Genomic DNA, 22,316 nt, shown 5'->3' with positions numbered 1-22,316 from the left:
TCTCTCTAGCTGGAGCGGCGGAATTGCCAGGCGATGTCGGTGCCGTGCCGCGACGTTTCGCCGACGATCACGAGTTGTTGCGAGGGCTGGGGCGTGCCCCGCCCGTCGACGTGAAGGCTTTCCTCGATGGTGAGCATCGCGCCGCGGCAACGGAAATTCCATGCCGGCGCGTTCTCGGAGCGGAGGATGGCGCCGAGACCGTCTGCGGTCGGCGTGATCTCGATCCCCGGCGCAAGGTGGAAGCGTAGCGCGAACGGCACCGCGTCCTTGATCTTCTTGCGCCCGCGCGCCTCGAGCTTGTCCTCGCCCGTGATCAGCTTCCCGTCATTGCCAAGCGCGAGGCGACGCTCGTGGATCAGGCCGTAGCGGCGGGCATAGCCATCGTGGCTGGCGACGATCCGGCTGGCGTCATTATCCTCGATCCGGTCGATGGCGACGTCGGTGACCCCTCGGCCAAGCTTGCCGTCGGGCATGATGGCGGTCGAATTGCTGTCATCGACGGTGAGCGTGGAGTGAGCGGCGGTTGAGCGCAGCGCCTCGATCAGTTCACGCGGCATGCGCGTGGTGCCGAGGCCCGGACCGCCGCAACTGACCACGATGCGCTGGTCGCCGTCGGCGATTTCGATGGCGAGCGTCGATGCGCTGCCGGCATGCGCCATGGCGGGCAATGGCGGCGGTGCGGCGTCGAGCGAGACGATGGTGCCGAGCGCCGAGAGGCGCTGATAGCCCCAGCCTCGCGCTTGCCGCAGCGGGCGCGCGCGCATGCCGCACCCTTCTACGACCGCGTTGATATCGCGCAGCAGGCCGGGATGGCCGCCCTGCCAGCTGGCGAGCTTGCCATCGCCCATGGTGACACCGTGCAGGGCCGACAGCGCAGCCGCCGCGGCAGCGTCGAGCGCATCCGGAAGATCCTGTTTCGCGGCGAAATAGGCGGCGCGGACGAGCCCCAGCCGGTCGACCAGCAGCAGTTGCTCGTGCGGGCTCCGGCTCATCAGGCCACCATCTTCGAATTGCCCCTGCGCAAGCGCGCGCATCAGTCCCGCCTCGGCGCGCGCGATGCGGGGCACCGCACCCTCGACGCACAGCGCAGCGGCGGTCAGACCGGACCAGGCGGTGATGCGATCGATGCCGGGGTCAGCGCGATCGGCCTGCGCATCGACATGACGCGCGCCCCTGGCCAGCGTGTTGAGGAGGGCGGCGCGATAGCCGCTGTCCTGGCTCGAAAGGAGGTAGGGCGCATAGGCGGTCCAGAAAAGCAGACGCTCGCCCCACAGATGCGGCGCCCACGCCTCGTCGGGTCGCGTGCCATGCGCGACCAGCCAGCGGCCGACCACGGCCTCGACCAAAGGCGCGCCGTGCTCGCGGCTGGCGACTTCGGAGAGATCGCGTAGCCAGGCGAAGGACTGGAGATGACGGGCGATAGGCGTCTGGGTGCCGATGGCGGCGAAATCGAGATCGGCGAGGCCGAGCCGCTGGTCGCCGAAGAGCAGCACCCCCGACTTGATCGCCTCGCCCTTGCGGCGGTCGCCCTCTACATGGTCGCGCGGCACGGCGGCAAGGCGCAGCGGCGCCTTCTTGCTACCGAAAAAGCGTTGCAACCCGCCTGGCGCCATCACGCACCCTTGAGCGCGGCAATGTTAGATGCGTAGGCTTGCGGGCCGCCGCGGAAGACCGCCGTGCCCGCCACCAATGCGGTCGCCCCAGCATCGACGCAACGCGGCGCGGTGTCGGGATCGACGCCACCATCGACCTCGATATGATAATCGAGCCCGCGTTTTTCCTTGAGTTCGGCGATTTTCTCGACCTTGCGGAGCTGGTCGGGGATGAACTTCTGACCCCCGAAGCCCGGATTGACGCTCATCACAAGGACGAGATCGGCGAGGTCGAGCAGATAGTCAAGATTGTCGACGCCGGTACCCGGATTGAGGACGATGCCTGCCTTCTTGCCCAGCCCACGGATCGCCTGGAGCGTTCGGTGGGCATGCGGTCCGGCCTCGGGATGGATGGTGATGATGTCTGCGCCTGCCTCGGCAAACGCCTCGAGATACTGGTCGACGGGGGAAATCATCAGGTGGACGTCGAAGGGCTTGTCCGTGTGCTTGCGGATTGCCTTCACGACGCCCGGGCCGATGGTGATGTTGGGGACATAATGTCCGTCCATGACGTCGACGTGGATCCAGTCGGCGCCGGCTTCGTCGATGGCGCGGATTTCCTCACCAAGCTTGGCGAAATCGGCGGACAGGATCGACGGGGAAATAAGTGGTTTGGCCATGGAACCGATTAGACGGGATCAGCCCCTTTTCACAAGGTGGCATGCGAAGAATCCGTCGCATCCACCGACATTTTTGAGTGCCGTGGGCAGGATCCGCCACCAGCCGTCGCCGGACGGGCCGAAATCGCCGATGGTCGGGACCGGCCGAAGCATGAATTCGGAATGCCGTTTGAGGAAGGAGCGGACCTGTAGTTCGCCCTCTTCAGGCTCGAGGCTGCACGTGGCGTAGACGAGGCTCCCGCCATCGCGCACCAGCGGCACAGCGGCATCGAGTAGGCGTGCCTGCACGTCGGCCATGTCGGCAATGACGCGTGGGCGGGCGCGGTAGAGGACTTCAGGATGGCGGCGATAGGTCCCGCTGGAGCTGCACGGCGCATCGATCAGCACCGCGTCGTATGGCTCCGCCCGATGGTCTTCGAGCATGCCTTCGACGACCTCGGCCTGCAGCCCGGTGCGTTCGAGATTGTCGCGGAGTCGTCCGAGACGACTCCGGTTGCGGTCGAGCGCAGTGACCTGGTGACCGGCGGCTGCGAGCTGCATCGTCTTGCCGCCCGGAGCGGCGCAGGCATCGAGCACGCGCGCGGCGTCGGACGGGACGAGACGCGCGGGGAGCGAGGCGGCGATGTCCTGCACCCACCAGCCGCCTTCGGCAAAGCCCGGGAGCGCGGTGACGTCACCGGCATCTTCCAGCCGGCGATGGCCCGGCAGGAGCGAGGTGCCGGGAAAGTCGTCCGGCACGACTCCGGCAAAGCTGAGGTCGAGCGGCGGACGATGCGCGAGCAGTTTTTCGGCGGCCTTGACCTCGGCCCCGCCCCAAGTGTCTTCCCAGCGCTTCGCGACCGTCTCGGGCAGCGCAGCGCCCTGCGGAAGGTCGCGCTTGAACAGGTTGGAGAGGACGCCGTGAACCAATCGGCGCGGGCCGCCCTCGACCAGCGGCAACGCCGTCGCGAGGATCGCATGTGGCGGCGTGTCGAGCCCGATCCGCTGAGCCAGCGCCATGCGCAGCACCATGCGCGCCTTGGCGTCCTCAGCCAGCGGCAGGCGCATCGCACGGTCGATGGTCAAATCGAGCAACGGCAGGCGGCGCAAGACCTCACCCGCGATTGCGAGCGCCAGTCCGGCATCGGACGGAGACAGCCCCTTGGTCGAATGGCGTGCCGCCTGGTCGAGCGTCTCGTCGCGGCGCAGCACGGCATCGAGCATACGGAGCGCGGCCGCGCGGGCGGGGACTCCGGGATTCTGGTCTTCGCTGGGTCTTGGCATGGCGCCTCCTAGCGCCCATCTTGCCGGAATGAAACGCCCCGATCACGTCAAGCCGCCCAAGCACCTGTCGCCCTCGCCGCCGGTTCCCGAGCCCGAGGCCAAGGACCAGCCGGAGACGCCCGACGGCGAAGAAGAGCGGCCCGACCCCACCCGCTATGGCGACTGGGAGAAAAAGGGCATTGCAATCGACTTCTAGGAGGCCGGCCTCAGGCGGTTTCAGGTCGCGGCGGACGGCTGAGCAGTCGTTCGAGCACCGCATCGACGTCGCAGCGTCCCGCCAGCAAATCGTCGACCGCCGCCACGATCGGCATGTCGATGTCTTTCTCCCGCGACAGGCGGCGCAGCACCGGGGCCGTGTGCGCGCCTTCGGCGACCGTAGTGCGGTCTTTCATCAGATCGGCAGCAGCCTTGCCCTCGCCAATCGCCTTACCGAGCGAGAAGTTGCGGCTGGCGGTCGACGAGCAGGTGAGGACGAGATCGCCAAGGCCCGATAGGCCCGCCAGCGTTTCTTCGCGCGCGCCGAAGGCAGCTCCAAACCGCTTCATCTCGGCAAAGCCCCTTGCGATCAGCGCCGATCGCGCATTCTCGCCCAACTCCTTGCCCGCCACGATGCCGCAAGCGATCGCCAGCACGTTCTTGATCGCCCCGCCCACTTCGGCCCCGGCGACGTCGTCGCTGGTGTAGATGCGGAAGGAGGGCATTGAGAGCCGGTCGCGCAATGCATTGCACAGATCGTCATCTTCGCAGGCCAGCGTCACTGCCGTCGGCAGTCCCTTCGCGACCTCGTGCGCGAAAGTCGGACCTGACAAGACCGCGATCGGCGAAGACGAGCAAACATCAGCCGCGACATTATGCAGCAATTGGCCGGATTGCTCCTCGATCCCCTTCGAGCACAGCACGAGCGGCATGTTGGGGCACGGCGCGCGGCCGAGCACGGCGCGCATATGCTGCGCGGGCGTGACTACGATCCAGGCGTCGGCGTCGGAGAGTTCGGAGAAATTGCTGGTCGCGCGAATGCTTTCGCTGAGCTTGCAGCCCTTCAGGTAGATCGGGTTTTCGTGAATCTTGTTGATCGCCGAGACGACATCGTCCTCAAGCGCCCAGAGGGTGACGTCCTTGCCACCCGCCGCTGCTACCTGCGCGAGGGCGGTCCCCCACGCACCCCCGCCGACGACGGCAATCTTGTCTATACTCATGCCTTCACTCCTGCACCACGCACCTTGTCAGCATCACTGTCGAGCGGCCAGCGCGCCCGCGCCGGCGTATCGAGCGGATCGCCCGCAAACTCGCCCGAGGCAAAGCGTTCGACCCCAGCCCAGGCAATCATCGCCGCATTGTCGGTGCACAGCCAGCCGGGCGGGACCGAAAAGGCCAGGCCGTGCTGCCCCGCCAATTTCTCGAGCGAACGACGCACGCCCTGGTTGGCGGCGACACCGCCGGCCACGACCAGCGACTTCACATCGGCCTGCTCGATCGCAATGCGGGTCCGGTCGACGAAACAGTCGATCACCGCCTGCTGGAAGGAGGCAGCGACATCCTCCGGCTCGAACTGGCCGCTCGCCACCGCGCGTTGCACCGCGCTCTTCAGGCCAGCGAAGGAGAAATGGGGTTCGCCGCTGCCGATCATCGGACGCGGGAGCGGCACGGCGGTGGGACAACCCTCAGCGGCCAGTTTCTCGACTGCCGGTCCGCCGGGATAGCCCAGCCCGAGCTGCTTGGCGGCCTTGTCGAAGGCCTCGCCGGCCGCATCGTCGATCGTGGTGGCAAGACGGCGATAATCGCCAACGCCGCGCACTTCGAGCAGCTGGCAATGGCCACCGCTGGCGAGCAGCAACAGATAGGGGAAGTCGAGCGAGGGATCGGCGAGGCGCGGGCTCAGCGCATGGCCTTCGAGGTGATTGACCGCGATCAGCGGCTTGCCCGCCGCTAGTGCAAGCCCCTTTCCCGTGAGTAGCCCCACCATGACGCCGCCGACCAGCCCCGGACCCGCAGTCGCGGCGATGGCGTCGATATCGCCAATCTCCATCTCGGCATCTTCGAGCACCTGCCGCACCAGGTCGGGCAGGATTTCGACATGGGCGCGCGCGGCAATCTCGGGCACGACGCCGCCATAGGGCGAATGGCGGTCCGCCTGTCCGACCACCGCCTGGCTCAAGATTTGCCGGTCGGTGTCGACCAGCGCCGCCGCCGTATCGTCGCACGAGGATTCGAGGCCGAGGATGATCGCCATGGCGCCGAGCGTTGCCAGATTTCTGCCAACAGCGCCAGTAAGCGCTTGCATGGCGGGGGCGGGCGCGACAAAGCGGTGAACATGACGAAAAGCCTCCGACTGGGGACGAGAGGGTCGCCGCTCGCGGTGATCCAGGCCGAAATGGTCGCTGCCGCGCTGAAGAAAGCGCATGGCTGTCTGGTCGAGATTGTGACGCTCAAGACATCCGGAGACCGGATCCAAAACCGTCCGCTGGCCGAGATTGGCGGCAAGGCGGTGTGGACCAAGGAACTCGACCGCGCGCTACTGGCGGGCGAAACCGATCTCTCGGTGCACAGCATGAAGGATGTCGAGAGCGAACGGCCTGAAGGGCTGGGGATCGCAGCGATCCTCGAACGGGCGGACCGCCGCGATCGGCTGATCGGGGCTGAGCGCCTCGACGCGCTACGCGAAGGCGCGATCATAGGTACGTCGAGCCCGCGCCGTGCGGCGCAACTTCGTCATCTGCGCCCCGACCTCAAGACCGTGAACTTGCGCGGCAATGTCGCGACGCGGATGAAGGCGGTCGACAGCGGCCAGGTCGATGCCACCTTGTTGGCGGCGGCGGGCCTCGACCGGCTTGGTCTAGTCGACGTTGGCCATGCGCTGGACGACTTGCTGCCCGCACCTGCCCAAGGCGCGGTAGGCATCGATGCGCGCGAGGATGACTTAAAGACGCGCAACTTGCTGGCGGCGATCGACCATGCCGAAACCCACGAGGATGTCCTGGTCGAACGCGCCTTCGTCCGTGCGCTGGGCGGGGACTGCCATAGTCCGGTCGCCGCCGCCGCGCGGCATGACAATGGCCGGATTACGCTCGACGCCGCGCTCTATGCCGAAGACGGCAGTGCCTGCGTCACGGGGTCGTGCCACATGGCGGTCGGCGATGCAGACCCCGCAATAGCACTCGCCGAAACACTATTATCGGACGCGCCGCCGTCGATCCGGGAGCTTTTTACTTGAGGCCATTGGCAATCCTTCGCCCCGAGCCCGGCGGGTCGCTCAGCGCGGCGCGGGCCGAAGCGCTGGGGATCGAGACGATCATCCGCCTCCCACTGTTCAAGGTCCGCCCATGCGAATGGAAGGCCCCCGATCCCGAGCGGTTCGACGCCATCCTGATGACCAGCGCCAATGCCGCGCGGCATGCTGGCGAAGGGCTCGACGCGCTGAAATCGCTTCCAGTGCACGCGGTCGGAGAGGCGACTGCAGCGGCGGCCCGCTCGGCGGGCATGATGGTCGACCGGGTCGGAAATGCCGGGATCTCGGAGATGCTGGAGGGTCTCCCGAACGGGTTGCGACTGCTCCATTTGGCCGGACGCCATCGGCGTGTGCCCTCCGACCTGTCGCAGATGGTCGTGCCGGTGGAGGTCTACACCGCCGTGAAACGGGAGCATCCGGAGGGCATCGCCCAGCTGGAAGGGGCGGTCGCGTGCGTGCACAGTCCGCGGGCCGGAAAGAGGCTGGCAGAGCTGGTTCCGGACGAAGTCCGCTCGACGGTCTCGATCGCGGCGATCAGCGAGGCGGCCGCCCAGGCCTGCGGTGAGGGTTGGGAGCGCGTGTCGACCGCCAAGACGCCCGACGACCCGACATTACTTTCACTCGCCAAAAGACTGTGCGACACTCCTTCCTCGAGTGGAGGGCAAGAAGAATGACGCCAAAGGCGATCGTGCTGGGCGCAACGGCGCTGCTGCTGGCGGGCGCCGCAGGCGCAACCTGGCTGATGAAGGAATCCGAAGGCGTGGCGCGCTTCGTCGGTGTTACACCATCGCCAGAGTCGTCCGAGAGGACTCCGGTAGCGCTGGCTCCGCAACAAAAACGCGCATTGCCTTCTCCGCAGGTCGAAAGCGAAACCGCCGACGCCGCCGCTTCCGCGAATGCAGCGGCCGAAGAGGCCCGCGATGCGATCGAGGAATTGGGCTCGATGGAAGAGCGTGTTGCGCGGATCGAAGAACGGATCGAGCGCGCCGAGGGGAGCGCTGGCCGCGCCGATGCGCTGCTGGTTGCCTTCGCCGCACGCCGCGCGATCGAACGAGGCGCGCCCCTGGGATTCCTAGAGCCCCTGCTGACACAGCGCTTCGGATCGACCCATCCGCGAGCGGTGGCGCGCGTGATCACCGCATCGCGCAATCCAGTCCGCCTCGAGGATCTCGTCCGGCGCTACGAGGAACTGGGCCCCGTCCTACGGCGCGGGTCGGAAGATCCGGGCTTCTGGGACAACCTGAAACGCGAGGTGGGCTCGCTGGTGATCGTTTACAGCGCCGACCAGCCCAACCCTCGGCCCCGCGCGCGCTACGATCGCGCCCTCGTCGAACTGCGCCTGGGCGATGTCAGCGCAGCGCTAGCGGAGACCATGCGCCTGCCCGGCGCCGAAGCAGCAGAGGACTGGGTCGCCGATGCGCGCCGTTACGTCGCTACGCGCCAGGCGCTCGATCGGCTCGAAAGCGCTGCGCTGTTATCCCGTGAGGAAAATGCGACGAATTGAATCGAGGCGGGATTCCCCCTCATCCTTCGTTAAGCTAGATCGCGTTAAACAGGCTAACTACCTGATTTACCGGGGATAAGGGGATAAATGACTTCATGACGTCACGTCTTGCATTCTTGCCATTGGCCTTTGCGGTCGCCGGCCTGTCCGGCGCGATCGCGCATGTCGAGAATATCGAAAGCCGTGACTCGCCCCCGCCGCCCACGGTCGATACGCGCGACGTCGTTGAAGTTGCCCAGACCACCCAGCAGCAGCTCCAACCCGCGCCGCCGCCGCGTCCTGCCGGCGTGCAGGTGCTCGAAGCCCAGATTCTCGAGCGCGTGCGCAGCTTCAACGGAATGTCGGGGATCGCGATCAAATCGATCGACGATGGCTGGGAAGCCGGCTGGCGCACCGAGCGGCTGCTGCCGCAGCAATCGGTCAGCAAGATGTGGGTCGCGCTCACCGCGCTCGACAAGGCGGACAAAGGTGAGGTCGATCTCAACACGCGCGTCACGCTGGGTCGCAACGACCTGACGCTTTGGAGCCGTGCCACCGCCAACCGCGTACTGCGCAATGGTTGGACCGCGAGCCTCGACGAACTGCTCTACGAAGCCATCACCAAGTCCGACAATCACGCCAACGACAAGCTCATGTGGGCCGTCGGCGGGCCGCAGGCCGTGCGCGATACGCTGGCTGCGAAGGGGCTGGATGACATCAACTTCTATGAGGGTGAACGCGCCCTTCAGGCCAAAATTGCGGGCCTGACCTGGAATGCCAGCTATTCGCTGGGCAACAATTTCAGCGCCGCGCGGGCGCGCGTGCCGGCATCACAGCGCTCGGCCGCATTCAACGCCTATATCGACAACCCCTATGACGGCGCATCGGCGATAGGCATTGCACGCGCACTGGCCAAGCTGGAGCGTGGCGAATTGCTGTCGCCCCAGTCGACCGCAAAGCTGCTGACGACGATGGGCATGACCAAGACCGGTCGCCTTCGCGTGCAAGGCGGGATCAAGGCGGGCTGGAGCTGGAGCCACAAGACCGGGACCGGCCAGAATTATCGCGGCCGTGTCGGCGGCTTGAACGATATCGGCATTCTCACCGCGCCCGACGGGTCGAGCTATGCGGTCGCCATGCTCACCGTGCCCAATGCGACCGACGGCGGTGCGCAGGAGCTGATGAGGGATGTCACGCGCATGATTATCGCCTATCACGAGCAGCATGGCAGCCAGGGCTTTTCCCTCTGACGTCGCGGAGCGCCTGAGCGCGACCACCGGCGTCCAGAAACTTCCCAACCGGAAGCTCGATCTCTTCTTCGTCCGCGACTTTCTTTCGGACGAGGATTGCGCCGCGCTGTGCGACCTGATCGACCGGAATCGTCGACCCTCGGAAATCGCCAACGACATGGGGGATGCGGCCTTTCGCACCAGCGAGACGTGCGATCTCGATGCCGGCGAGCCGGTGGTGCAGCGGGTCGAGACATTGCTTACCATGCTAACCGGCATCCCCGGCTGCTTCGGGGAGGCGATCCAGGGGCAGCGCTATGCGCCGGGGCAGGAATTCAAGGCGCATACCGACACGTTCACGCCGGGTACGCCCGATTTCTACCATCACTGCGCCGAGCAGGGGCAGCGGACCTGGACCGCGATGCTCTACCTCAACGAACCAGAGGCGGGCGGGGCGACGCGGTTCAAGGTGATCAACAAGACGGTGCAGCCCGAGACCGGCAAGCTGCTCCTGTGGAACAACCTCCTTCCTGACGGGAACGAAAATCACGCGACGCTGCATCACGGAATGAAGGTACGGAGCGGGACGAAATACATCATCACCAAATGGTATCGCCAGCACGAGGCCTAGCGGCTAGGCAAGGGGCATGGACGCAGCCTTCTTCACCGAATTGAGCGATGCTGCGCGCAAGGCGATCGAAGGCGCCGCGCGCGAGCCCGAGAACAAGGCGGGCGGGAACGATTTCGATCCCGTCACCGAAGCCGATCGAGCGGCGGAGCGGGCGATGCGCGAACGGATAGAGCGTCGGTTTCCTGATCACGGGATCTGGGGGGAGGAATATGGCTGGACCGGACAGGGTTCGGACAGCTGGTGGAGCCTCGACCCGATCGACGGGACGCGGGCGTTCGTTTGCGGGCTGCCGAGCTGGGCGGTGCTGGTGGGTTTCCTAAGCGATGGCGAGCATCGCGCGGGGATGATCGACCTGCCCGCGCTGTCGGAGCGAGTGATCGCGATCGATGGCCGCACGCAGCGTAACGGCGAGACGGTGCGGGTGAGCGGGGTCACGGTGTTAAACGAGGCGCGGATTGCGACGACCGATCCGGGTATCTTGTCCGCACGCGAGCAGCAGGGTTTTGCCAAGCTTTACGAGCGCTCGCGCGTGGCGCGTTACGGGCTCGATGCGATGGCCTATGCGCGGGTGGCGACCGGAGACATCGACCTGGTCGCGGAAACCAACTTGAAGCCGCACGACTATGATGCGCTGGTCGCGGTGGTGCGCGGTGCGGGCGGGTTCGTCGGTAACTGGTCGGGGGGATCGGACCTGACGGGCGGCGACGTGATCGCGGCAGCGAGCGAACAGCTCTACGAGGAAGCGGTCAAGCTGCTCTAGGCGGCTTCGCCAGCCGCCTTCCCCGAGGCCCAGGCCCACTGGAAATTATAGCCGCCGAGCCAACCGGTGACGTCGACCGCCTCGCCAATGCAGTAGAGGCCCGGCACCTTCTTCGCCTCCATCGTCTTGGACGAGAGTTCGTCGGTCGAGATGCCGCCGACGGTGACTTCGGCCTTGGCGAAGCCCTCGCTGCCATTGGGGGTGAAGCGCCAGTCGGCGAGGCGCGCGGCGACCTCGTCGAGCGTGGCGTCGGTGAGCGACTGGAGCGGACCGTCGACGCCCAGCCGCTCCATCAGCGCTTCGGCGAGACGCTCGGGCAGCGCGTCGGCAAGGACGCGGCGCAGCGTGCGGTTGGGATGGTCGCGCTTCATGTTGGCGAGCCAGTTGGATGCGCGATCGGGGAGGAAGTCGATGCCCACCGCTTCGTTATTGCCGCGCCAATAGCTCGAGACTTGCAGGATGGACGGGCCCGAGAGCCCGCGATGGGTGAAAAGCGCGGCTTCGCGAAAGGGCGGGCCGCGTTCGGCAGTGGCGACGACCTCGGTCGCGACACCCGATAGCGTGCGAAAGAGCGCTTCGTCGCCGGGCAGCGTCAGCGGGACGAGCGCCGGGCGCGGCTCGACGATCTTGAGCCCCCACGAACGGGCGAGATCGTAGGCGAAGCCGGTCGCGCCCAGCTTGGGGATGGAAGGGCCACCCGTGGCGAGGATGAGCGCGGCGGCGCTGTGGATTTCGCCATCGAGGTCGACGTGGAAGCGATTGCCCTCTCGAGACACAGTGGGGCTGCGGCCGAAGGCCAAATCGACGTTGCCTTGGAGGCATTCGTCCATCAGCAACTCGACGATCTGCCTGGCGCTGCCGTCGCAGAAGAGCTGGCCGAGCGTCTTTTCGTGCCAAGCGATGCCGTGGCGTTCGACAAGGTCGATGAAATCCCATTGTGTGTAGCGCGCGAGCGCCGACTTGGGGAAATGCGGGTTGGACGAGAGGTAGCGGTCGGGCGCGGCGTAGAGGTTGGTAAAGTTGCAGCGCCCGCCGCCCGAGATGAGGATTTTCTTGCCCGGCGCGCTATTGTGATCGACCAGCAGCACGCGGCGGCCGCGCTGGCCCGCGGTGAAAGCGGCCATGAGCCCCGCAGCGCCCGCACCCAGCACGATGACGTCATGATCGATCATGCCGGCTGCGCTGGCGACGCGCGCGCGGCGCGTCAAGCCTCGTGCCGCTCCTTGAGCACGTCGATGACGGCCTGCCAGTCGGTGTCGGAGGCCTTGAGAAGCACGGTGAGGTGATAGACGAGGTCGGCGACTTCGCTCGCGACTTCGTGCTTGTCGCCGGCGGTCGCTGCCAAAGCGGCCTCGACCCCTTCCTCGCCGACCTTCTGTGCGATGCGCTTGATGCCGCGCTCCATCAGTCGCGCGGTGTAGCTGTCGTCGGGGTCGGACGATGCACGTGCCGACACGATACGTTCGAGCTGGCCGATGAAGCCGGTGCCGGTGATCACGTCTTCGCCAAAGCAGCTGCGCATGCCCTTGTGGCAGGTCGGGCCTGCGGGGCGTGCGACGACCAGCAGCGCATCATCGTCGCAGTCGGTCGCGACGGAGACGAGGTCGAGCGTGTTGCCGCTGGTTTCCCCCTTCACCCAGAGCGCCTGATTGGAGCGCGAGAAGAAAGTGACCTTGCCCGTGTCGAGCGTTGCGGCGAGCGCGTCGCGGCTCATATAGCCGAGCATGCGGACCTCGCCAGAAGCGGCGTCCTGCACGATGGCAGGGAGCAGGCCGTCCATCTTGTCCCAGGCCAGTTGATCGATGTTCATCGGCGGACCTCCCAGCCCTCTTGTTCAAGATGATCCTTAACCTCGGCGATGGTCAGGCGGTTGTCGTGGAAAACCGACGCCGCCAGCGCGCCGGACGCACCATTGGCAAAGGCGTCGGCGAAATGCTGAGGAGCACCCGCACCGCCACTGGCGATGACGGGCACGTCGACGCTGGTCGTCAGCGCGTTCAACTGGTCGAGGTCGTAGCCCTCGCGCACGCCGTCCCGGTTCATGCAGTTGAGCACGATTTCGCCCGCGCCCTTGGCGGTCGCCTCCTGTGCCCATTCGAGCATGGTGCGCCCGGTCTCGCGCATCGCCTCGGGCCGTCCAGTGTGCGAGCGGACGCGGTAGGTGCCTTGATCGTCCTCGAAACTGTCGATGCCGAGCACCACGCATTGGCGCCCGAAGGCGTCGGCAAGGCGGGCGATGAGGTCGGGATCGGCGAGCGCGGGGCTGTTGACCGAGACCTTGTCGGCGCCCGCGCGCAGGCACGCCTCCGCATGCACGACGTCGGTGATCCCACCCGCGACCGAGAAGGGGATGTCTATCACTTCGGCGACGCGGTGGATCCAGTCGGTGTCGACGCTGCGCCCGTCGGCGCTGGCGGTGATGTCGTAGAAGACGAGCTCGTCCGCGCCTTCGGCCGAGTAGCGCTGGGCATGTTCGACAATGTCGCCGATCACGCGGTGATCGCGAAACTGGACGCCCTTGACGACCTGGCCGTCGGCGACGTCGAGGCAGGGGATGATCCTAGCCGCGGGCACGCTTTACTCCGTCGGCGACCGAGAAGGTCTTGCCCCAGATCGCCTTGCCGGTGATCGCCGCGTCAGCGCCCGCCGCGCGTAGTTCATCGAGGTCGTCGAGCGAGGCGACGCCGCCCGAGGCCTGCACCACGATGTCGGGATATTGCGCCTTCAGCAGGCGGTAGAGTTCGACATTGGGGCCGGACATCATGCCGTCGCGCGATATGTCGGTGACGAGGATGTGACGCACGCGCGGGAAGTCGGCGAGGACGTCGTCGAGGCTGCGGCCGCTACTTTCCTGCCACCCGTGCGAGGCGACGACGGGCGCGCCGTCCTGAATCGCGACGTCGAGCGCGAGCACCATGCGCTCCGCCCCGTAGCAGTTGAGCATTTCGACGAAGGCCTGCGGTTTTTTCAGCGCGAGGCTGCCGATGACGACGCGCGCGGCGCCCGCCTCGAACATGTCGCCGACCTGTTCGCGCGTGCGGAAACCGCCGGCGACCTGGATCGGCATGATCGGCGCCAGCGAGGCGATAAGCTCATGCTGCCTGGGTTCGCCCGCGCGCGCGCCGTCGAGATCGACGATGTGGGTCAGCTCGGCGCCCTGCGCCTTGAACGCCGCCAGCGCATCGTCGGCGGTCGAGCCATAGTCGGTGCGGCGGTCGAAGTCGCCCTGGGCTAGGCGGACGGGCATCGAGTCCATGAGGTCGATGGCGGGGATCAGTTTCATGCTGCGAGGAAAGCCTTCAGGAAATTGGCGCCAGCCGTGCTGGAGCGTTCGGGGTGGAATTGCGCGGCCCACAGATTGTCACGGCGCAACGCGACCGCGATCGGGCCGCCATAGTCGGCGGTCGCGGCGCTGGCGTCGGTGACGGGGCAGGCGAAGCTGTGCGCGAAATAGAGCTGGACGCCCTCGGCAAGGCCGATATCATCGGCAACGTCGGCAATCTTTGTCCAACCCATGTGCGGAACCGGGCGGCCGGGCGCGGGGTCGAGGCCGCGCACGGTGCCGGGGACGAGCCCCAAGAGCGGGCGGTCGGTTTCGTCGGACGCCTCGTGGAACAGCTGCATGCCGACGCAGATGCCGAGCATCGGGCCGCGGCGTGCCTTCAGCGCGTCGACCAATCCGTGGGCTTCGAGCTTTTCCATCGCATAACCGGCGTGGCCGACCCCGGGCACGACGAGCTTTTCGGCCTCTTCGACCGCTTTTGCATCGCGTACGAGTGCCGGATCCGCGCCGACACGGCGGAATCCCAGCCGAACCGATTCGACATTGCCGTAACCAAGGTCGAGGATCGCGACCACCTCACAGGCTCCCCTTGGTCGAGGGGATGCCGCCCGAAGCGCCGGTCGACAGGCCCTGGCGCAGCGCACGACCGAACGCCTTGAAGGCGGCTTCAACCTTGTGGTGGTCGTTCTCGCCATCGACGCGCACATGGATCGCGGCGCGCATGGAATCGGCGAGGCTGCGGAAGACGTGCGGGACCATCTCGGTGGGCAGGTCGCCGACCTTGTCCGCGCTGAATTCGCCCTCGAAGCGGCTGTAGGGACGGCCCGACAGGTCGACGCGCACGTCGGCCTGCGTCTCGTCCATCGGCAGCGCGAAACCGAAGCGGCCGATGCCCGCGCGGTCGCCCAGCGCCTTGTCGAGCGCGGAGCCGAGCGCGAGTGCGACATCCTCGACGCTGTGATGCGCGTCGATGTGGGTGTCGCCGGTGCAGCTCAAGGTGAGGCCGAAGCCGCCATGGGCTGCGACCTGGTCGAGCATGTGGTCGAAGAAGCCGATGCCGGTGTCGATGACGCGCCTGGGCTCGGGCGTGTCGAGGTCGATCTCGACCGCGATGCGGGTTTCGGCCGTGTCGCGAGTGACCGCGGCGCGGCGGCCTGCGGGGCGCTCTTCGGCAATGCCGAACACGGCGAGCATGGCGCGGTTCTCTGCCGGGGTGCCGACCGTGATGCGGACGCCTCCGGGTGCGGCCTTGGGGCGGAAGCGGACTTTTACACCGGCAGCGGCGAGGCGGCGGGCGAGGTCGGCCGGGTCGGCGACGACGAGGAAGAGATAATTGCCGCCGGCGTAAAGCGCTTCGACTTCGCCGACATCGCGGAATTGCTGGGCGAGGCGGTCACGGTCGGCGACGAGGCGGCGGACGCGGTCCATGTGGACCGGCATGCGTTCGGGCGCGAGCGCGGTGAGCGCGGCATCGATCGAGGGGCCGGGAAGCGGGTAGGGCGGCGAAACGCGCGCAAGCCAGCCGATGATGTCGGGCGAAGCGATGGCGCAACCGATGCGCGCACCGGCGAGGCCGTACGCCTTCGACAAGGTGCGCAGGACGACGAGGTTCTCGATGGCACCGGTTTCCGGCGCAAGGCTGGGTGTGTCGGTGAACTCGCCATAGGCTTCGTCGGCGACGACCAGCGTGTCGGGCAGCTCGCGGCAGAGGCGGCGGACATCGTCGGGGTCGACGGGCGTGGCGGTCGGGTTGTTGGGGGTGCAGACGAACAGCAGCTTGGGGGCTGCGCCGTCCTTCGCGGCGGCGAGCACGGCGTCGGCGTCGAAGGTGAAATCGTCGTCCATGCGGACGCTGGAGACTTGGGCGCCCTGGATGCGCGCGAACTGGGCGTAGGCGGAGAAGGTCGGTTCGACGACGAGGATGCGATCCTGTCCCGGCACCAAGAAGGCGCGGCTCAGCAGGTCGATGGCGTCGTCGCTGCCGCGCGACACCCAAAGACGCGCCGCATCGACACCATAGAGATCGGCCATGCGCTGGCGTAGCGCGGCAGGCTGCGGCTCGGGATAGCGGTTGATGTCGCCCTTGCCCGCGAGCGGCTCGAACGGGTTTTCGTTGGCGTCGAGGCGGATGGTGCCGGGCGCCGGCGCACCGGCGAGGTCGACGGGCGGGAGGTCGGCGAGATCGGGTCGGGCGAGGCGGTCGGCGAGGGTCATGCGAGCGCCTTTCCGAGCCGGGCCTCGGCGGCGCGGGCGTGGGCCTCGAGCCCTTCGAGGCGGGCGAGCGCGGCGGCGGCGGCGGCGATCTGGCGCGCGCCATTGCCCTCGACCCGCTGGAAACCGACGGCCTTCATGAAGGTCTGGGTCGAGATGCCGCCCGTGTAGCGGGCCGCGCCGTCGGTGGGCAGGACGTGGCTGGGCCCGGCGCAATAGTCGCCAAACGTCTCCGCGGCCGAGTGACCGACGAACACGGTGCCGGCGTTGCGGATCTTAGCGGCGACGGCATCGGCATCGGCGGCATCGAGCGCGAGGCTGAGATGTTCGGGGGCGTAGAGATTGGCGATCTCGACCGCATCGTTGAGGTCGGCGCAGAGGACGGTGCGGATGGGCGCGAAGTCGCCGCCCATCGCCGCCATCTGGCGCTCGGCCTGCGCAAGGGCTTCGCGCGCGCAGCCCTCGTCGGTCGAGACCAGCAGCACTTGCGCGTCGGGATCGTGTTCGGCCTGGCTCAAGAGGTCGGCGGCGACGAAGACGGGGTCGGCGCTGTCGTCGGCGATGACGAGGAGTTCGGAGGGGCCCGCAGGCAGGTCGATGCCGGGGCCTCCCGGGGTGGACGAGACTAGCGACTTGGCCATCGACACCCATTTGTTGCCGGGGCCGTAGATGCGGTCGACGGCGGGGATATCGCCCGCGCCGAACGCGAGCGCGGCGATCGCCTGCGCCCCGCCGACCGACCAGATGCGATCGATTCCGCACAAGCGTGCGCAATAGGCGATGGCAGGGTCGAGCCCGCCGTCGGCGCGCGGCGGGGTGACGCAGACGATGTCGCGCACCCCCGCGATGCGCGCGGGCACGGCGAGCATCAGCAGCGTGGAAAAGAGCGGCGCCTTACCGCCGGGCACGTAGAGGCCGACGCGGTCGAGCGCGATCCAGCGCTTGGACATTGTAAGGCCGTCGCAGGTCTCGACGAACACGTCGTCGGGGCGCGCGGCCTCGTGGAATTTGGCGATATGGTCGTAGGCGAGCGCGATGGCATCGATCGCCTCATCGCCGAGTGTCCGCTCGGCGCGATCGGCATAGGGCTCGACCGCAATGGCGCGGACGTCGGCCTGGTCGATCCGACGCGCATAGCGCCGGAGCGCAGGCCAGCCTTCGTCGCGAATGGTGTAGACCATCCGGGCCACCTCGGCGCGCAGATCGGGGTCGTCGCGGCGGTCGGGCCGCGCGAGGATCGCGTCCTTCTCTTCGGGAGAGGCATTGGTCCAGTCGAACAGGGTCATCAGAGCATCATCTTTTCGATGGGCATGACAAGGATGTCGCGCGCACCGGCGCCCTTAAGTTCCTCGAGCGTCTCCCAGAAGACCGATTCCTGGCACACGGCCTGGACCGCGAAGTGACCCTGGCGACCCGCAAGCGGGATGACGGTCGGCGCGTCGGCACCGGGCAGGATGCGACCGATATCGTCGAGCGCGCTCTCGGGCGCGTTGAGGACGATATATTTGCTCTCCGAAGTCTGGATGACTCCGTCGATGCGGGTTTTCAGTTGGTCGAGCGCGGCAGCGTGGTCAGGCACGATTTCACGCCCCGTGCGCACCAGCACCGCCTCGCTTTCGAGCACGGTCTGGACCGGCTTCAGGCCGTTGGCTTCGAGCGTCTGGCCAGTCGAGACGAGGTCGCAAATGTATGACGCGATGCCGAGGCGCGGGGCGAGCTCGACCGCGCCGCGCATCGTGACGATCTCAGCCGAAATGCCCTGGTCGGCGAGCCATTTCTTGGTGAGCAGCGGATAGCTGGTCGCGATACGGCTACCCTCGAGATTGGATAGGTCGAACTCTTCCTCCTGCGGCGCGGCAATCTTGAGCGAGCAGCGACCGAAGCCGAGGCGGGCGAGAATCTCGATCCCGGCCTCGGGCCGGCCGAGCGCATATTCGCCCAGGACATTTTCACCGACGATACCGAGCTCGCACACGCCATCGGCGACGAAGGTCGGGATGTCGTCGTCGCGCACGAGCATCAGGTCGAGCGGGAAATTGGTGGCGCGCGCGGTCAGCTGGCCCTTGTTGGCCTGGATCTTGATCCCCGCGCTCTTGAGCAGCCCGCGGCTCTGGTCGGACAAGCGACCCGATTTCTGGATCGCCATCTGGAGGCGGTCGATGCTCACGAAGCATACTCCTTCTGCATGTCGAGCGCGGCGCGATAGCCGCCTGCGCCGCCGTCGCGCAGGAAGCGCGCGACGCGGGTCACGGTCGTGGGCGATGCACCGGCGCGCGCGCCGATCTCGCGATAGGTCAGCTCGCCCTCGTCGAGCAGCTGGGCGATGTGCCAGCGTTCGCACAGCGCCGTCAGCTCGGCGGGCGTGCACAGATCGTCGAGCATGGCGAGCATGATCGCGGGATCGTCGATCCGCGAGAGCGTGGTCGCGAGCGCATCCTTGGATTGGCGCGGGGACTGGGCGTTGGCCATGACGGCACTTCCTGTTTGTTACAGCGTGTTAGAACAATGAAACGTGCGTCTAGAGTGTAAGTTGCCGATTCGCAACCCCCGGCGGCTACGGCAAAAAGGCCGCTTGACTTGTAGGAGCTTCCTGCCAATCCTCGCGTGCATGTGTGAGACGCACCTTTCGACCGATTCCATTCGCGGCGCGAAGCTGTGGTGGTGGCGCTCGTCCATAGGATGGCGCGCACGCGGTTAACCCTGCCCGACAGGGACTGATGACCAACCAAGGCTCGCTATCCAAAGCGGGCCTTTTTTCTTGCCTGGCCCGCGCTCCCCCTCCCCTCCGTTTTCGCCAGGAACAAGACACTATGATCATCGTGATGAAGCCCGAGACCCCGCAGGAAACCATCGACGGGATGCTCGAGAAAATCGAAGCCAAGGGCTTGAAGCCCCTTCACATGCCGGGCGCCGAGCGCGTCGTGCTGGGCGCGCTGGGTGACGAACGCGTCCTGTCCGAACTCTCGTTCGATGCCGATCCGCACGTCGAATCGGTCAAGCCGATCCTCGCTCCCTACAAATTGGTCAGCCGCGAACTCCACCCGCACGACACGATCGTGACGGTCGGCGATGCAAGTTTTGGCGGGCAGCGCTTCGGACTGGTCGCGGGGCCGTGCGCAGTAGAGAACGAGACCCAGCTGCTCGCCAGTGCCAAGGCGGCCAAGGATGCAGGTGCTAGCGTGCTGCGCGCCGGCGCCTACAAGCCGCGCACCTCGCCCTACAGCTTCCAGGGCCGTGGTCCGGTGGGGCTAGAAATCCTCGCCGATGTCGGCCGCGAAGTCGGGCTGCCGGTGGTGACCGAGGTGATCGAGACCGCCGACGTCGACCTCGTCGCGAGCAAGGCCGACATGTTGCAGGTCGGCGCGCGCAACATGCAGAATTTCGCGCTGCTCAAGGCGGTCGGCGCGGCGGGCAAGCCGGTCTTCCTCAAGCGCGGCATGTCGGCCAAGGTCGACGACCTGCTGCTCGCGGCGGAATATATCATGGCCGCGGGTTGCGAAGACGTGATCCTGTGCGAACGCGGGATCCGCACCTTCGAGACCGCGACGCGCAACACGCTCGACCTCGCCGCAGTGCCGCTGCTCAAGCAGAAATCGCACCTGCCCGTCGTGGTCGACCCGTCGCACGGGACCGGCAAGCGCGATCTCGTCGCGCCGATGGCGCTGGCCGCGGCGGCGGCTGGTGCGGACGGGGTGATGGTCGAGGTGCATTTCGATCCGCCCGCCGCGCTCAGCGACGGGCCGCAGTCGCTTTATCCCGACCAGATGAAGGCGCTCGGCGACCGGCTGAAGGCGCTGCTGCCGGTAGTGGGGCGTACCTTTTGAGCAAGCTCGCCCATCTTGAGATTGGCTGCCTGACCCGTCGCCTTCCCGGTGCGCACGATCCGGTGACGCTGCACGCGGCGCTGACCGCGCGTGGCGGCATGGCGCCGATGCTGTTTCGCCGGACGGGCGGACGCGCGCTGATCCTTGTCGATGCGGCGCTCCGGCTGGAAGCCAAGGGTGAGGCTACCACGATGACCGCGCTGAGCGAAAGCGGTCGGCTGCTCGCCGATCGCATCGCGCTCGCCTGCCGCTCGGCGCTGAGCGATGTGATGGGCGACGTCACCCAATTTGCATTCCCGCGCTGCGACGATCCTGACGAGGAAAAGCGCATGGCCGATCCGGGCGCACTCGCACTGCTGCGTGCGGCGGCGAGCCTGCCCGCGAGCGGCGACACACACGCGCTCACCCTGATGGGCATTCTCGGTTTCGATCATGTCGATATGGTGGAGGCGCTGCCCGCGGCTGCCGAGACCGACTTCCCCGACCTCCTCGTCCACCTTGCCCAGACGCTGGTGGTGGTCGAGCCGAGCGGGGCTGCGCGCGTGCTGGCGCTGACGGTCGGTCACGAGGACGCAGACGTCGCCAATCGGCAGCAGTCGCTCGCTGCCGAACGGCTGTCCAAGCTGACCGCGGTCATCGACACCGCAGTCGCGCCTGCCGTTGCCGACGCCGAAGGTGGCGAGGCGACGACCGATGTCGACGACGGCGCCTTCGTGCAGATCGTCGAGCAGCTCAAGGAGAATATCGCGGCGGGCGACATCTTCCAGGCCGTGCCCAGCCGCAGCTTCACCGCGCCCTGCGCCGATCCGCTTTCCGCCTTCCGCCGGCTCGTCGCTGCCGATCCCAGCGCCTTCCACTTCTACGCCAAAACCGACCACGGCACGCTGTTCGGCGCCTCGCCCGAAACAGCCATCGAACTGACGCCCGACGAGACCGGTACGACGCTGGCGGTCTGCCCGATTGCAGGGACGCGGCCGCGTGGCGCGACCCCCGATGCCGACGACCGGCAGGAGGCCGACCTGCGGCTCGATTCCAAGGAAACCGCCGAGCACATGATGCTGGTCGACCTCGCGCGCAACGACGTCGCGCGGGTGTCCGCGCCGGGCAGTCGGCGGGTCGCCAAGCTGCTGACCGTCGAGCGGTTCGCCAAGGTGATGCACCTCGTCAGCCGCGTCGAAGGGCGGCTCGATGAGGGGCGCGACGCGATCGACGCGATCCGCGCCTGCCTCAATGTCGGGACGCTCTCGGGCGCGCCCAAGCTCAAGGCGATCGAGCTGATCCGAGGCGTCGAGACCAGTGCGCGCGGGCCTTATGGCGGTGCGATCTTCGCGCTGACCGGTGACGGCGCGATGGACAGCGCGGTCGTGATCCGTTCGGCGATGGTCGATCGGGGCGTCGCGACGGTGCGCGCGGGTGCCGGCGTGGTCGCCGACAGCGACCCGCAGGCCGAGGCCGCCGAAACCCGCGCCAAGGCGCTCGCCATGCTCTCGGCACTGGGGGCGGCAGCATGAACTTTCTGGTCGTCGACAATCGCGACAGCTTCACCTTCAACCTCGTCGACGCGCTGCGCGTCGCGGGGGCACAGGTTTCCATTTTCCGTAATACGGTTGACCCGGGCACCCTCCTCTCTCGCGCCCGGGAACAGGGGGCGGCGCTGCTTATCTCGCCAGGCCCCGGCTCGCCGGACGATGCGGGCTGCAGTCTCCCGCTCGTCCGGCTTGCCAGAAACGAAGTGCCGCTGGTGGGTATCTGCCTCGGCCATCAGGCGATCGTCGCCGAGGCCGGTGGCACGGTCGAACGCGCCAGCGCGCCCTGCCACGGCAAAGTGAGCCGGATCGCGCATGAAGGTACCGGCCCCTTCGCGGGGCTCGCCAGCCCGTTGCCCATCGGCCGCTATCATTCGCTCTGCACGCCGGTCGCCAGCCTGCCCGGACGCTTCACGGTCGATGCCGAGCTGGGCGGCATGGCGATAGCGATCCGCGACGACGAGGCCGCACAGCTCGGCCTGCAATTTCACCCTGAATCGATCCTGACGCCCGCGGGCGACAAGTTGATCGTCTCGATCATTGCCTGGGCGCGCGACCGCTGGTCGGCGCTCGCCACCCGACAGGCCGCCTGAAGTCCATATTTTTCG

24 protein-coding genes are annotated in these 22,316 nt (G+C 67.2%); 10 read left to right on the top strand and 14 right to left on the bottom strand.

Features of this window, described 5'->3' with window-relative positions; genetic code table 11:
* Nucleotides 1-5: 5 nt before the first annotated feature.
* Genes KTQ36_RS01655 through KTQ36_RS01645 form a run of 3 tightly spaced genes read right to left on the bottom strand, consistent with a single transcriptional unit; the run spans nt 6 to nt 3,535 of the window.
* Nucleotides 6-1,598, bottom strand: a complete 1,593-nt coding sequence (locus KTQ36_RS01655) for a heparinase II/III family protein (protein ID WP_218632035.1) — start codon at nt 1,596-1,598, stop codon at nt 6-8.
* Nucleotides 1,599-1,612: 14 nt separating this feature from the next.
* Entirely contained in the window at nt 1,613-2,272 is a 660-nt protein-coding gene (rpe, locus tag KTQ36_RS01650; protein ID WP_218632034.1) for a ribulose-phosphate 3-epimerase, read from the bottom strand.
* Between the two features lie 18 nt (nt 2,273-2,290).
* A complete protein-coding gene (locus KTQ36_RS01645) occupies nt 2,291-3,535 on the bottom strand; it encodes an RsmB/NOP family class I SAM-dependent RNA methyltransferase (protein ID WP_218632033.1) in 1,245 nt (414 codons plus the stop codon).
* Here KTQ36_RS01645 and KTQ36_RS01640 point away from each other — a divergent pair.
* Nucleotides 3,534-3,731 carry a DUF1674 domain-containing protein gene (locus KTQ36_RS01640; RefSeq protein WP_218632032.1) on the top strand — a complete coding sequence of 66 codons (198 nt, stop codon included), beginning with the start codon at nt 3,534-3,536 and terminating at the stop codon, nt 3,729-3,731. The genes KTQ36_RS01645 and KTQ36_RS01640 overlap by 2 nt on opposite strands.
* A 10-nt stretch (nt 3,732-3,741) precedes the next feature.
* Here KTQ36_RS01640 and KTQ36_RS01635 read toward each other — a convergent pair whose 3' ends face one another.
* Entirely contained in the window at nt 3,742-4,731 is a 990-nt protein-coding gene (locus tag KTQ36_RS01635) for an NAD(P)H-dependent glycerol-3-phosphate dehydrogenase (protein ID WP_218632031.1), read from the bottom strand.
* Complete coding sequence (tsaD, locus tag KTQ36_RS01630; protein WP_218632030.1) at nt 4,728-5,765, bottom strand: tRNA (adenosine(37)-N6)-threonylcarbamoyltransferase complex transferase subunit TsaD; 1,038 nt, start codon at nt 5,763-5,765, stop codon at nt 4,728-4,730. Before tsaD ends, KTQ36_RS01635 begins: the two co-directional genes overlap by 4 nt.
* Before the next feature lie 81 nt (nt 5,766-5,846).
* Between tsaD and hemC the strand changes: the two genes are divergently transcribed.
* From hemC to KTQ36_RS01600, 6 genes are all read left to right on the top strand, one after another.
* The gene (hemC, locus tag KTQ36_RS01625; RefSeq protein WP_218632029.1) at nt 5,847-6,746 is read left to right on the top strand and encodes a hydroxymethylbilane synthase; all 900 of its coding nucleotides are present in this window, start codon (nt 5,847-5,849) and stop codon (nt 6,744-6,746) included.
* Entirely contained in the window at nt 6,743-7,435 is a 693-nt protein-coding gene (locus tag KTQ36_RS01620) for a uroporphyrinogen-III synthase (RefSeq protein ID WP_218632028.1), read from the top strand. The genes hemC and KTQ36_RS01620 overlap by 4 nt, the downstream gene beginning before the upstream one ends.
* Nucleotides 7,432-8,265, top strand: a complete 834-nt coding sequence (locus KTQ36_RS01615; RefSeq protein WP_218632027.1) for an MICOS complex subunit MIC60 — start codon at nt 7,432-7,434, stop codon at nt 8,263-8,265. Before KTQ36_RS01620 ends, KTQ36_RS01615 begins: the two co-directional genes overlap by 4 nt.
* Before the next feature lie 95 nt (nt 8,266-8,360).
* The gene (locus KTQ36_RS01610; RefSeq protein WP_218632026.1) at nt 8,361-9,494 is read left to right on the top strand and encodes a serine hydrolase; all 1,134 of its coding nucleotides are present in this window, start codon (nt 8,361-8,363) and stop codon (nt 9,492-9,494) included.
* Nucleotides 9,469-10,104 carry a prolyl hydroxylase family protein gene (locus tag KTQ36_RS01605; RefSeq protein WP_218632025.1) on the top strand — a complete coding sequence of 212 codons (636 nt, stop codon included), beginning with the start codon at nt 9,469-9,471 and terminating at the stop codon, nt 10,102-10,104. Before KTQ36_RS01610 ends, KTQ36_RS01605 begins: the two co-directional genes overlap by 26 nt.
* Before the next feature lie 16 nt (nt 10,105-10,120).
* Complete coding sequence (locus KTQ36_RS01600) at nt 10,121-10,864, top strand: inositol monophosphatase family protein (protein WP_218632024.1); 744 nt, start codon at nt 10,121-10,123, stop codon at nt 10,862-10,864.
* On the opposite strand, the gene KTQ36_RS01595 is transcribed toward KTQ36_RS01600, so the two are convergent.
* The 9 genes from KTQ36_RS01595 to KTQ36_RS01555 are packed head-to-tail and all read right to left on the bottom strand — an operon-like array spanning nt 10,861 to nt 18,827.
* Nucleotides 10,861-12,036, bottom strand: a complete 1,176-nt coding sequence (locus KTQ36_RS01595; protein ID WP_218633774.1) for a BaiN/RdsA family NAD(P)/FAD-dependent oxidoreductase — start codon at nt 12,034-12,036, stop codon at nt 10,861-10,863. The two genes, KTQ36_RS01600 and KTQ36_RS01595, sit on opposite strands and share 4 nt — an antisense overlap.
* Before the next feature lie 32 nt (nt 12,037-12,068).
* Entirely contained in the window at nt 12,069-12,674 is a 606-nt protein-coding gene (gene hisIE / locus KTQ36_RS01590; RefSeq protein WP_218632023.1) for a bifunctional phosphoribosyl-AMP cyclohydrolase/phosphoribosyl-ATP diphosphatase HisIE, read from the bottom strand.
* Nucleotides 12,671-13,438, bottom strand: a complete 768-nt coding sequence (gene hisF / locus KTQ36_RS01585) for an imidazole glycerol phosphate synthase subunit HisF (RefSeq protein ID WP_218632022.1) — start codon at nt 13,436-13,438, stop codon at nt 12,671-12,673. The genes hisIE and hisF overlap by 4 nt, the downstream gene beginning before the upstream one ends.
* Nucleotides 13,425-14,147 carry a 1-(5-phosphoribosyl)-5-[(5-phosphoribosylamino)methylideneamino]imidazole-4-carboxamide isomerase gene (locus KTQ36_RS01580; RefSeq protein WP_218632021.1) on the bottom strand — a complete coding sequence of 241 codons (723 nt, stop codon included), beginning with the start codon at nt 14,145-14,147 and terminating at the stop codon, nt 13,425-13,427. The genes hisF and KTQ36_RS01580 overlap by 14 nt, the downstream gene beginning before the upstream one ends.
* Nucleotides 14,144-14,722 carry an imidazole glycerol phosphate synthase subunit HisH gene (gene hisH / locus KTQ36_RS01575; protein ID WP_218632020.1) on the bottom strand — a complete coding sequence of 193 codons (579 nt, stop codon included), beginning with the start codon at nt 14,720-14,722 and terminating at the stop codon, nt 14,144-14,146. The genes KTQ36_RS01580 and hisH overlap by 4 nt, the downstream gene beginning before the upstream one ends.
* A 1-nt stretch (nt 14,723) precedes the next feature.
* On the bottom strand, nt 14,724-16,361 hold the full coding sequence (gene hisC / locus KTQ36_RS01570) for a histidinol-phosphate transaminase (protein WP_218632019.1): 1,638 nt from the start codon (nt 16,359-16,361) through the stop codon (nt 14,724-14,726).
* The gene (gene hisD, locus KTQ36_RS01565) at nt 16,358-17,644 is read right to left on the bottom strand and encodes a histidinol dehydrogenase (protein ID WP_218632018.1); all 1,287 of its coding nucleotides are present in this window, start codon (nt 17,642-17,644) and stop codon (nt 16,358-16,360) included. The genes hisC and hisD overlap by 4 nt, the downstream gene beginning before the upstream one ends.
* Nucleotides 17,644-18,525, bottom strand: coding sequence for an ATP phosphoribosyltransferase (hisG, locus tag KTQ36_RS01560; RefSeq protein WP_218632017.1), 882 nt, complete (start codon nt 18,523-18,525; stop codon nt 17,644-17,646). The genes hisD and hisG overlap by 1 nt, the downstream gene beginning before the upstream one ends.
* Nucleotides 18,522-18,827 carry a YerC/YecD family TrpR-related protein gene (locus tag KTQ36_RS01555; RefSeq protein WP_218632016.1) on the bottom strand — a complete coding sequence of 102 codons (306 nt, stop codon included), beginning with the start codon at nt 18,825-18,827 and terminating at the stop codon, nt 18,522-18,524. Before KTQ36_RS01555 ends, hisG begins: the two co-directional genes overlap by 4 nt.
* A gap of 341 nt (nt 18,828-19,168) precedes the next feature.
* Between KTQ36_RS01555 and aroF the strand changes: the two genes are divergently transcribed.
* The 3 genes from aroF to KTQ36_RS01540 are packed head-to-tail and all read left to right on the top strand — an operon-like array spanning nt 19,169 to nt 22,301.
* The gene (gene aroF / locus KTQ36_RS01550; RefSeq protein ID WP_218632015.1) at nt 19,169-20,182 is read left to right on the top strand and encodes a 3-deoxy-7-phosphoheptulonate synthase; all 1,014 of its coding nucleotides are present in this window, start codon (nt 19,169-19,171) and stop codon (nt 20,180-20,182) included.
* Entirely contained in the window at nt 20,179-21,693 is a 1,515-nt protein-coding gene (locus tag KTQ36_RS01545) for a chorismate-binding protein (RefSeq protein ID WP_218632014.1), read from the top strand. Before aroF ends, KTQ36_RS01545 begins: the two co-directional genes overlap by 4 nt.
* The gene (locus KTQ36_RS01540; RefSeq protein WP_218632013.1) at nt 21,690-22,301 is read left to right on the top strand and encodes an anthranilate synthase component II; all 612 of its coding nucleotides are present in this window, start codon (nt 21,690-21,692) and stop codon (nt 22,299-22,301) included. Before KTQ36_RS01545 ends, KTQ36_RS01540 begins: the two co-directional genes overlap by 4 nt.
* The last annotated feature ends 15 nt before the right edge of the window (nt 22,302-22,316 follow it).

The sequence above is a fragment of the Sphingomicrobium clamense genome (genome assembly GCF_019264355.1).
GTDB classification, from domain to species: Bacteria; Pseudomonadota; Alphaproteobacteria; order Sphingomonadales; family Sphingomonadaceae; genus Sphingomicrobium; species Sphingomicrobium clamense.
Note: the sequence above shows the minus strand (reverse complement) of the source record. Positions and strands in the feature narration are given on the sequence as shown.

What these genes read in the sequence shown, in the direction of transcription:
- rpe (WP_218632034.1), bottom strand. Translation starts at nt 2,272, where the DNA reads ATGGCCAAACCACTTATTTCCCCGTCGATCCTGTCCGCCGATTTCGCC.
- KTQ36_RS01640 (WP_218632032.1), top strand. Translation starts at nt 3,534, where the DNA reads ATGGCGCCTCCTAGCGCCCATCTTGCCGGAATGAAACGCCCCGATCAC.
- KTQ36_RS01645 (WP_218632033.1), bottom strand. Translation starts at nt 3,535, where the DNA reads ATGCCAAGACCCAGCGAAGACCAGAATCCCGGAGTCCCCGCCCGCGCG.
- KTQ36_RS01635 (WP_218632031.1), bottom strand. Translation starts at nt 4,731, where the DNA reads ATGAGTATAGACAAGATTGCCGTCGTCGGCGGGGGTGCGTGGGGGACC.
- tsaD (WP_218632030.1), bottom strand. Translation starts at nt 5,765, where the DNA reads ATGGCGATCATCCTCGGCCTCGAATCCTCGTGCGACGATACGGCGGCG.
- hemC (WP_218632029.1), top strand. Translation starts at nt 5,847, where the DNA reads ATGACGAAAAGCCTCCGACTGGGGACGAGAGGGTCGCCGCTCGCGGTG.
- KTQ36_RS01615 (WP_218632027.1), top strand. Translation starts at nt 7,432, where the DNA reads ATGACGCCAAAGGCGATCGTGCTGGGCGCAACGGCGCTGCTGCTGGCG.
- KTQ36_RS01610 (WP_218632026.1), top strand. Translation starts at nt 8,361, where the DNA reads ATGACGTCACGTCTTGCATTCTTGCCATTGGCCTTTGCGGTCGCCGGC.
- KTQ36_RS01605 (WP_218632025.1), top strand. Translation starts at nt 9,469, where the DNA reads ATGGCAGCCAGGGCTTTTCCCTCTGACGTCGCGGAGCGCCTGAGCGCG.
- KTQ36_RS01600 (WP_218632024.1), top strand. Translation starts at nt 10,121, where the DNA reads ATGGACGCAGCCTTCTTCACCGAATTGAGCGATGCTGCGCGCAAGGCG.
- KTQ36_RS01595 (WP_218633774.1), bottom strand. Translation starts at nt 12,036, where the DNA reads ATGATCGATCATGACGTCATCGTGCTGGGTGCGGGCGCTGCGGGGCTC.
- hisIE (WP_218632023.1), bottom strand. Translation starts at nt 12,674, where the DNA reads ATGAACATCGATCAACTGGCCTGGGACAAGATGGACGGCCTGCTCCCT.
- KTQ36_RS01580 (WP_218632021.1), bottom strand. Translation starts at nt 14,147, where the DNA reads ATGAAACTGATCCCCGCCATCGACCTCATGGACTCGATGCCCGTCCGC.
- hisC (WP_218632019.1), bottom strand. Translation starts at nt 16,361, where the DNA reads ATGACCCTCGCCGACCGCCTCGCCCGACCCGATCTCGCCGACCTCCCG.
- hisD (WP_218632018.1), bottom strand. Translation starts at nt 17,644, where the DNA reads ATGACCCTGTTCGACTGGACCAATGCCTCTCCCGAAGAGAAGGACGCG.
- KTQ36_RS01555 (WP_218632016.1), bottom strand. Translation starts at nt 18,827, where the DNA reads ATGGCCAACGCCCAGTCCCCGCGCCAATCCAAGGATGCGCTCGCGACC.
- aroF (WP_218632015.1), top strand. Translation starts at nt 19,169, where the DNA reads ATGATCATCGTGATGAAGCCCGAGACCCCGCAGGAAACCATCGACGGG.
- KTQ36_RS01540 (WP_218632013.1), top strand. Translation starts at nt 21,690, where the DNA reads ATGAACTTTCTGGTCGTCGACAATCGCGACAGCTTCACCTTCAACCTC.